Origin of the sequence: Bradyrhizobium sp. PRIMUS42 (assembly GCF_023006515.1) — a bacterium.
Taxonomy (GTDB): Bacteria; Pseudomonadota; Alphaproteobacteria; order Rhizobiales; family Xanthobacteraceae; genus Bradyrhizobium.
Window position 1 is genome coordinate 1 of record NZ_JALBGZ010000233.1, and the last position, 8,552, is coordinate 8,552.

The 8,552-nt window shown below is 64.9% G+C and carries 8 protein-coding genes; 2 read left to right on the plus strand and 6 right to left on the minus strand.

Annotated features, from left to right (window positions below):
* Both MOV75_RS18445 and MOV75_RS18450 read right to left on the minus strand, forming a co-directional pair.
* The coding region (locus tag MOV75_RS18445; RefSeq protein ID WP_247006333.1) for a cation:proton antiporter at positions 1-1,960 on the minus strand (1,960 nt) is incomplete at its 3' end.
* Positions 1,961-2,323: 363 nt separating this feature from the next.
* Positions 2,324-3,496, minus strand: coding sequence for an MFS transporter (locus MOV75_RS18450; protein ID WP_246921424.1), 1,173 nt, complete (start codon positions 3,494-3,496; stop codon positions 2,324-2,326).
* A gap of 62 nt (positions 3,497-3,558) precedes the next feature.
* Here MOV75_RS18450 and MOV75_RS18455 point away from each other — a divergent pair, with 62 nt between their 5' ends.
* Complete coding sequence (locus tag MOV75_RS18455; RefSeq protein WP_246921421.1) at positions 3,559-4,359, plus strand: helix-turn-helix transcriptional regulator; 801 nt, start codon at positions 3,559-3,561, stop codon at positions 4,357-4,359.
* Between the two features lie 280 nt (positions 4,360-4,639).
* Positions 4,640-5,992, plus strand: coding sequence for a malonyl-CoA decarboxylase (locus tag MOV75_RS18460; protein WP_246921418.1), 1,353 nt, complete (start codon positions 4,640-4,642; stop codon positions 5,990-5,992).
* A gap of 132 nt (positions 5,993-6,124) precedes the next feature.
* On the opposite strand, the gene tarD is transcribed toward MOV75_RS18460, so the two are convergent.
* From tarD to MOV75_RS18480, 4 genes are all read right to left on the minus strand, one after another.
* On the minus strand, positions 6,125-7,294 hold the full coding sequence (tarD, locus tag MOV75_RS18465) for a mandelate racemase/muconate lactonizing enzyme family protein (protein ID WP_246921415.1): 1,170 nt from the start codon (positions 7,292-7,294) through the stop codon (positions 6,125-6,127).
* Between the two features lie 127 nt (positions 7,295-7,421).
* Entirely contained in the window at positions 7,422-7,664 is a 243-nt protein-coding gene (locus tag MOV75_RS18470) for a DUF3297 family protein (RefSeq protein WP_041748727.1), read from the minus strand.
* An 11-nt stretch (positions 7,665-7,675) separates the two neighbouring features.
* On the minus strand, positions 7,676-8,152 hold the full coding sequence (locus MOV75_RS18475; RefSeq protein WP_246921411.1) for a glutathione peroxidase: 477 nt from the start codon (positions 8,150-8,152) through the stop codon (positions 7,676-7,678).
* A 2-nt stretch (positions 8,153-8,154) separates the two neighbouring features.
* Positions 8,155-8,552: amidase family protein (locus MOV75_RS18480; protein ID WP_247006335.1), on the minus strand; the 398-nt coding region annotated here is incomplete at its 5' end.

Genomic DNA, 8,552 nt, shown 5'->3' on the forward strand with positions numbered 1-8,552 from the left:
CCTTGTCGCGCGTCGTCGCGACATAGATCACCCGGAGCGAGCCTGATCCGGCCTGCGCCAGCGCGACCGCGACCTCGGCCCCGCGCTTGGAGACGCCGCTGCCGGAGACCGGAACGAGGATGTTGAGCCCTTCTGGTACCGGCTGCTTCAGGTGCTTGCCCTTGGCCGCCACGATTGCGAGCGGTCCTTCAAACGTTGCTGCGATGTCCTCGATCTTGCGGTCGAAGCGATCCTTGGTCGCAGCGACCTTGTCGACACCGACGACGAGCAGGTCAAAACCCTTGCGCGCCTCCTCAGTGATGGTCTCGCCGAGTTCCGCACGCCGCGCGCGGGTGACGACATCGACGCTGCCGGCGCCTCCCTCGCCGCTCGCGGACACCGCCTCGGCCGCCTTCTTCACCACGGCCTCGTGACTCTCCTCCTCGTTGCGGCCCTTCTCCCGCTCCTCAGGCCGCTTACCGATGTGGAGCACGGTGATCGGCAGGCCGCGCATGCCGACGACCAGGCCCGCAATGTGGGCGGCAAAGGTGGCGTTGACGCTTTCGTCCACCGCCAGCAACGGGCGCTCGAGATTGGCGAGGAAGCCGCGCTTGTCGAATTCCTCCCGTTCCAGGCGCTCCTTCTCCTCCTTGCTCATTGGCAGCCTTGCCAGCGCCGCGCGCAGCATCGGCGGCATCGCCATCGTGGTCACGATCGCCATGGTCACGATCATCGTGAACAGGTTCTGGCTGAGCACGCCGATGGAGAGGCCGATGGTCGCGATGATCACCTCGGTCGAGCCGCGGGCATTCATGCCGCTGGCTAGCGCGAGCGACTCCCGCGTGCTGAGGCCGCCCAATGTGCCGCCGACGAAGGCGCCGCCGAACTTGCCGACGCTGGCGATCACGACCAGGAGGCCGGTGAGCATCAGGAGATTGGGATCGCGCAACACCGAGAGATCGGCGGCAAGGCCGGCCAGGCCAAAGAACACCGGCATGAAGAAGCTGGAGATCAACCCGCGCAAACGCTCGTCGATCTGCCGCGTCAGGATCGGGGATTCCCCGACCAGGATGCCGGCGACGAAGGCCCCGAGCACGGTGTGAACGCCGATCAGATGCGTGATCATCGCCATGACGCTCATCAACAGCAGGATCACCGTGATGACCGCCGCCGCGCTGACGAGGTTGTCGTTGGCCCACCGAATGAGCTGGAACACCAGGCGGCGGCCGATGGTGAAGCTGACGGCGAGAAAGGCGAGCGTTCCCAGCACGGCTTTCGCCACCGAGGCGATATCCAGCGTGCCGTGCGACGCCAGGCTGAAGATGACGGCGATGATGATCCAGCCGATGGTGTCGTCGATGACGGCGGTCGCGACGATGATCTGTCCGACATTGCGCCGCATGAAGTTCATCTCGCGCACGACCACCGCGACGATCTTCACCGAGGAGATCGACAGCGCCGTGCCCATGAACAGCGAAGCCACCAGGCGCTGCTGCGGATTGGGCAACAGCGCATCCGGCAGGAACTCGCCGAGCGCAAAACCGCAGGCAAAGGGCACGAGGATGCCGGCGATCGAGATCGCGATCGCGGCCCTGCCGACCTTCCGGACCAGCTTGAGGTCGGTCTCCATGCCGGTGAGCAGCAGCAGGAGCAGGATGCCCACTTGCGCGATGCCGTCGATCATCGCCTTCTGCTCGGGTGTCCTCGGGAAGATCGCGTGCTGGGCCTCCGGCCAGATCCAGCCGAACAGCGATGGCCCGAGAATGATGCCGGCGAGCAATTCGCCCATCACCGAAGGCTGGCCGATCCGCTGCATGATCTCGCCGAGGCCGCGGCCGACCGCGATCAACAGCACGATCTGCGCCACCAGCAGGAATTCGGACGGGCCGGCGGCTTTGCCCGCTTCGGCACCGGCCGCAATGGTGGTGAGGACAAGCGCCGCGGGGACAAGGCCGACCGGTCGGAGCAGGCTCCATGGCATGCAGGTGTCTTTCCCCCTTCACCCCGGTGTCGGGGCCATGGGGATAGAACCCGCGGGTGGTGGAGCGGGTTCCCGGCCTTCTCCGTCATTGCGAGCGCAGCGACTTGTCGGCCGAAGCCTTGGCGAAGGCGGAAGCAATCCAGAATCCTTCCGCAGAGACAGCCTGGATTGCTTCGTCGCAAGAGCTCCTCGCAATGACGGGGAGAGAATTGCGGCCTCACGCCCGGCTCGTGCCCCGGACGCAGCGCAGCACCGCTTGGCGGTGCGCTGCAGAGCCGGGGCCCACACGGCACGGGAATTCGTAGCTTCCGGGTCCCGGCTCTGCGCTCCGCTTCGCTGCGCGTGTCCGGGACACCAGGACCCTCACACCGCCTGCGGCGTCCTGATCTCGCGCGGCAGGATGATCGCGGCCGCTATTGCGAGCAGGCAGAGCGCGGCGAAGGCGTGCAGCATGGTGACGAAGCCGCCCTGCTCGTAGAGCCAGGCGACCAGGCCGACCGAGGCGCCCGCCGCGGTGAAGCCGATGAAATAGCGCACCGCGTAGGCGCGCGAGCGCCATTCCTCGCTGGTGTATTTGCCGACCATGGCGTCGTTCACCGTGACCTGCCCGAACGCGCCCATGACGATGCCGATCGAAACCAAAATCAGCGGCAGATTGTTGAGGGTCGCGGCCAGATACAGGAACGGCGCCAGCATGAAGGACAGCGGCAGCGCCACCGTCTTCAGCGAGTAGCGGTCGAGCAGCCGACCGATCGTGTACTGCGTCATCGCGCCGAACACGTAGACGCAGGCCGCGATGACACCGAGTAGCGCCGGGCTCTTGGTCAAATCCGCGAGCCGCTCCGCAAATAGCTTGGGCAGCGCCACGGTGACCGCGTTGAACGTGGTCGAGATCGCGATCACGACGATCAGCAGCGACAGCACCACGCGCCACATGTCCTGTTTTGCCACCCGCGCCTGCGCCGCAGCCTGCTTCGAGCCTTTGCGATCTTCATGGACGATGGTCATCGCAAAGGCGATGCCGATCAGGATCGTGACCACGCCGGGAACGATGAAGGCAAAGCGCCAGCCAAGATATTGGCCGACCACGCCGGTGACCAGCGCCGAGGAAGCGACACCGAGATTGCCCCAGACGCCGTTGATCCCCATCTCGCGGCCGAGCCTATCGGCATAGGACACGAGCATCGCGGTGCCGACGGGATGATAGATCGAGGCAAAGATGCCGATCGCCAGCAGCGCGGCGCCGAGCTGCGCCGGGGTCTGCACGAAGCCGACCGCGACCATGGACAGGCCGATTCCGACGAAGAAGATCAGCATCATGTGGCGGCGGCTCCAGCGGTCCCCCAGCCAGCCGGTGAGCAGCGAGCCCGCGCCGAAGGCAACGAAGCCCGGTGTCGCGTAAGGCAAAAGTTCCGAATAGGCCATACGGAGCGCCGGCCCCATGATGATCACCGCCGCCGCGAAGATCAGCATCGAATAATGGTCGATGAAATGGCCTGCGTTGACGAAACTGATCACCCGGCTGGGGCTGTTCATTTCCCGAATCCTCTCCTGCTCCGAAATGAGTTATATGTCCTCCCCATGACGGGATGCTGCCAATGACTGTCTTGGAAACGCCAATCCTCCGGGAGGTCCGGAGCAACCACCGCTCGCCCGCCGGCGTGCACCTGGTTGCGCGCGACTATCCCAAGGGCATGCGGATCGATCCGCATTTGCACCGCGAGGCGCAGCTGATCTACGCGGCCAAGGGCACGATGCAGGTGACCACGCCCGGGGGACGCTGGCTGGTGCCGCCGGACCGGGCCGTGTGGGTCCCGGCCGGGCTCGAGCACGCCATCGACCTGCTCGCCGACATCGAGATGCGGACGCTGTATTTCGACCTGTCCTGGCTGAAGCGTGAGCAGCGCCATGAGGGATTGACCAAGGAATTCGTGGTGCGGGTCTCGCCGCTGCTCAACCAGGCGATCCTTGCGCTGTTCGACGCGCGCAACACGGAGGAGCGCACCGAGCTGCTGGTTCGCCTCGTCATGCTGGAGCTGCACGAGGCCGAGGATTCCGCAACCTTCGTGCCGCTGCCGCGCGAGGTGCGCTGCCGCCGCGCCGCGATGATCGTGCTCGACGACCCCACCGGTCTGCACGACATCGACACGCTCGCGCGCGAGGTCGGAACCTCGGCACGCACGCTGTCGCGGCTGTTCTCGACGGAGACGCAATTGAGCTTCAAGAGCTGGTGCCAGCGCGCGAGGATTGCGGCGGCGATCCAGCGCCTGTCGACGGATGCCAGCGTGTCGGTGAAGCAGCTCGCGACATCGCTCGGCTATGCCAGCGTGCCGGCGTTCTCGGCGGCGTTCCGTCAGGTGACGGGACGGACGCCGACGGAGTTTGCGGGGAAGGGGTGAGGCAGCCGCCAAGCCGCAAGAATTCGTAGGGTGAGCAAAGCGAAGCGTGCCCACGTCTTTCGCTGTCGTAGAGAGGTGGTGGGCACGGCGCAAGGGCGCCTTTGCCCACCCTACGGCAGCGGTCCCCTCGGTGACATTGTCCGCATTCGACGGCATGCCTGCATTCTCCAAACGCACGGCCCGACTAAAGTTGCCGCATTCCTCCGCTTGATTGTGATCGGCTTCCACCCAAATCCCGTGTAAGCTTCTCGCAACGCACAAACCTGACACGAAAGCCCAAATGGCCAACGCCTTCTTCTCCGACCTGCTCGCCACCATCTCCGAGCGCGGCCGCACGCTGCTTCGTCGGGGAGACTCCGCTGACACCAAACGGGATGCGGACGGGCTGATCGAGCTCTGCGATGCGCTGCTGTCGGGCCGGGGCGAAGCCTCCGGCACCGCGATGGCGCGTGAGGTGCTCGACATCTACCGGGAGCTGGATGCGGCGGGACGCCGCGCCTTCTTCGACGGACTGGTGCGCGATTTCGGTCCCGATCGGGAGCGCCTGTCCAAGGCGATCGAGAAATGGCGCGCCCAGCCCGGCGACGAGGACGCAAGCTCCCTGCACTTCGCCTCGGAGCCGCGGCGGCAGGAGCTGATCCGCCGGCTCAACCGCGCGCCCGGCGGCACCGGCGATCTCGTCAACATGCGCGCCGATCTGCTCGGCATGATGAACGGGCACACCGATCTCGCCGCGCTCGATCGCGACGTCTCGCATCTTCTCTCTTCGTGGTTCAACAGGGGGTTTCTCGTGCTGCGCAGGATCGACTGGTCGACCCCGGCCAACATCCTCGAAAAGATCATTCGTTATGAGGCCGTGCACGAGATCAGCGATTGGGACGATCTGCGCCGCCGCATCGATCCGGTCGACCGCCGCTGCTACGCCTTCTTCCATCCCGCGATGGTCGACGAGCCCCTGATCTTCGTCGAAGTGGCGCTGACCGAGACGATCCCCGGCGCGATCGCGCCGCTGCTTGCGGTGGATCGCCAGCATCTGCCGATCGACCGAGCGCGCACCGCCGTGTTCTATTCGATCTCCAACACCCAGCGTGGCCTTGGCGGCATCTCGTTCGGCAGCTTCCTGATCAAGCAGGTGGTGGAAGAGCTGCGCCGCGAATTGCCGAAGCTCGACAATTTCGTGACGCTGTCGCCGGTGCCGGGCTTCATGCCATGGGTGAAGCAGGACAAGGACCTGCCGCTGTCGGACGAGGACCGCGAGGCGCTGAAGCGTCTCGACGATCCCAAATGGTTCGAAAGCCCCGAGACCACGGCGCTGCTCCGCAGCGTGCTGGAGCCGTTAGCTGCGCACTACTTCCTCAAGGCGCGCACGCCGAAGGGCAAGCTGATCGATTCCGTCGCCCGTTTCCATCTCGGCAACGGCGCGAGGCTCGAGCGCATCAACTGGCTCGGCGATCTCTCGCCGAAGGGCGTGCGCGAATCCGCCGGCGTCATGGTCAACTACCTCTACCGCCTCGACGACATCGAGAAGAACCACGAAGCGTATGCCAATGACGGCGAGGTCGTGGCGTCCAGCGCCGTGAAGAAGCTGCTGAAGGGCGAGGGGCGAAGGTTGCTGGATATGCGGTTGTCGTAGCGACAAACTGAACTGTCGTCCCGGACAAGCGAAGCGCAGATCCGGGACCCATAATCACAGGATTGGATTTGGCGAAGACCCGGAGTGACCAGCTCGCTCCATGTTGACGCGAACGTTGCGCTTCGAACGCCCCTACTCCGCCAGCGCCTTCATTTCCTTGTAGAGATCCGACTTGCCCTCGAAGCCGATGCCGACAAGCTCAGGCATGGTGATGTGGCCGTTCTCGACGCGCACACCATCCGGGAAGCCGCCATAGGGCTGGAACAGGTCGGGATAGCTCTCGTTGCCACCTAGCCCTAAGCCCGCCGCGATGTTGAGCGACATCTGGTGGCCGCCGTGGGGAATGCAGCGGCTGGGGGACCAGCCGTGGGTCTTCAACACCTCCAGGGTGCGCTGGTATTCGCACAGGCCGTAGGACAGCGCGCAGTCGAATTGCAGCCAGTCGCGATCGGGGCGCATGCCGCCGTAGCGGATCAGATTGCGGGCGTCCTGGTGGCTGAACAGGTTCTCGCCTGTCGCCATCGGGCCCGGATAGAATTCGGCGAGCGCGGCCTGCAGCGCGTAGTCGAGGGGATCGCCGACCTCCTCGTACCAGAACAAGGGATAGTCGCGCAGCATCTTGGCGTAGGCGATGCCGGTCTCCAGATTGAAGCGGCCGTTGGCATCGACCGCGAGCTGCGCGTCCTTGCCGATTTCCTTCAGCACCGCTTCGATGCGGGTGCGGTCCTCCTCGATATCAGCGCCGCCGATCTTCATCTTCACGACGTTGTAGCCGCGATCGAGATAGCCGCGCATCTCAGCCCGCAGCATCGAGAGATCCTTGCCGGGATAATAATAGCCGCCAGCGGCATAGACGAAGACGCGCGGATTGGCGGTGACGCCGTGGCGCTCGGCGAGCAGGCGGAACAGCGGCTTGCCGGCGATCTTCGCCACCGCGTCCCACACCGCCATGTCGATGGTGCCGACCGCGACCGAACGCTCGCCATGACCGCCCGGCTTCTCGTTGGACATCATCGCGGCCCAGACCTTGTCGGGGTCGAGATTGTCGCCGGAAGCGTTCAGCAGCGACTTCGGATCGGCCTCCAGAATGCGCGAGGCGAAGCGCTCGCGGATCAGGCCGCCCTGCCCGTAGCGGCCGTTGGAATTGAAGCCGTAGCCGACGACACGCTTGCCGTCGCGGACGACATCGGTGACGACGGCAACGAGGCTCGTCGTCATCTTGGTGAAGTCGATATAGGCGTTGCGGATCGGCGATGAGATCGGCTTGGTGATCTCGCGGACGTCGACGATGCGGACGGACATGGGGGTTGGCCTTTCACTTTCGTCATTGCGAGCGAAGCGAAGCAATCCAGAAATGCATCCGCGGAGGGATTCTGGATTGCTTCGTCGCAGGGGCTCCTCGCAATGACGAGGAGAGAGGCGCGCCAGACTACTTCTTATCCCTGAAATACGGCTCCACCGGCCCGTGCACCTTGATGGTCAGCGGGTTGCCGTGGCGGTCCTTGGCGTTCCCTGCGGTGACGCGGACCCAGCCTTCGCTGATGCAGTATTCCTCGACATTGGTCTTCTCGACGCCCTTGAAGCGGATGCCGACGTCGCGCGACAGGATGTCCGCGTTGTAATAGGGGCTGTTCGGATCGACCGACAGGCGGTCCGGAAATTCGTCGCTCATGATTGTCTCGCTTACAGCAGTGTTTCGATTTGATTGCGCAATCCTTCGGGCCGGGCGGTCGGTGCGTAGCGCGCGATCACCTTGCCGGCACGGTCCACCAGGAATTTGGTGAAATTCCATTTGATGGAGGCGCCGAGCAGGCCCGATTGCTGGCGTTTCAGGTACTCGTACAGAGGGTGCGCATTTGCGCCGTTGACGTCGATCTTCTCGAACAGGGGAAAGGTGACGTCGTAGTTGGTGGAGCAGAACGCCTGGATCTCATTCGCCTGCCCCGGCTCCTGCGCGCCGAACTGGTTGCAGGGAAAGCCGAGCACGGAGAAGCCGCGCGGCGACAGATCGCGATAGAGATCCTCCAGCCCGCGATATTGCGGCGTGAAGCCGCATTTGCTCGCGGTGTTGACGATCAGCAGCACCTGCCCTTCGAAACGGCGAATGGCGACCTCCTCGCCGGCAAGCGAGTTAGCCTTGAAGTCGTAGATCACGGTCATCGCTAGCCCACGGGATCGATCGGCGACGGCGGCACGCCGCCGGCCTCGATCGCTTCGCCCGCGAGGAGACACAGATCCTCGCGATAGCGGCCGGAGACGATGTGCACGCCGACCGGCGCCTTGCCGACGAGACCGGTGGACACCACGAGGCCCGGCAGGCCCATGAACGGGATCGCGATCTGCGGCAGCTGCGCTTCCCAGACCCGCTTGAAGGAGTCGTCGTCCTTGCGGTCGAGATGATCGGGGAACGGCAGCTCGCCGGAGACCGGCGTCAGCAACACGGCATATTTTTCGAAGAACAGCATCCAGTCGCGCGTCAGCGTCGCGCGGCGGGTCAGCGCCTTCGCGTAGTTGGCCTGGTCCATCGGCGTGACCCTGCTGCGGTTGCCGCGCAGGCACG

What these genes read in the sequence shown, in the direction of transcription:
- MOV75_RS18450 (WP_246921424.1), bottom strand. Translation starts at nt 3,496, where the DNA reads ATGAACAGCCCCAGCCGGGTGATCAGTTTCGTCAACGCAGGCCATTTC.
- MOV75_RS18455 (WP_246921421.1), top strand. Translation starts at nt 3,559, where the DNA reads ATGACTGTCTTGGAAACGCCAATCCTCCGGGAGGTCCGGAGCAACCAC.
- MOV75_RS18460 (WP_246921418.1), top strand. Translation starts at nt 4,640, where the DNA reads ATGGCCAACGCCTTCTTCTCCGACCTGCTCGCCACCATCTCCGAGCGC.
- tarD (WP_246921415.1), bottom strand. Translation starts at nt 7,294, where the DNA reads ATGTCCGTCCGCATCGTCGACGTCCGCGAGATCACCAAGCCGATCTCA.
- MOV75_RS18470 (WP_041748727.1), bottom strand. Translation starts at nt 7,664, where the DNA reads ATGAGCGACGAATTTCCGGACCGCCTGTCGGTCGATCCGAACAGCCCC.
- MOV75_RS18475 (WP_246921411.1), bottom strand. Translation starts at nt 8,152, where the DNA reads ATGACCGTGATCTACGACTTCAAGGCTAACTCGCTTGCCGGCGAGGAG.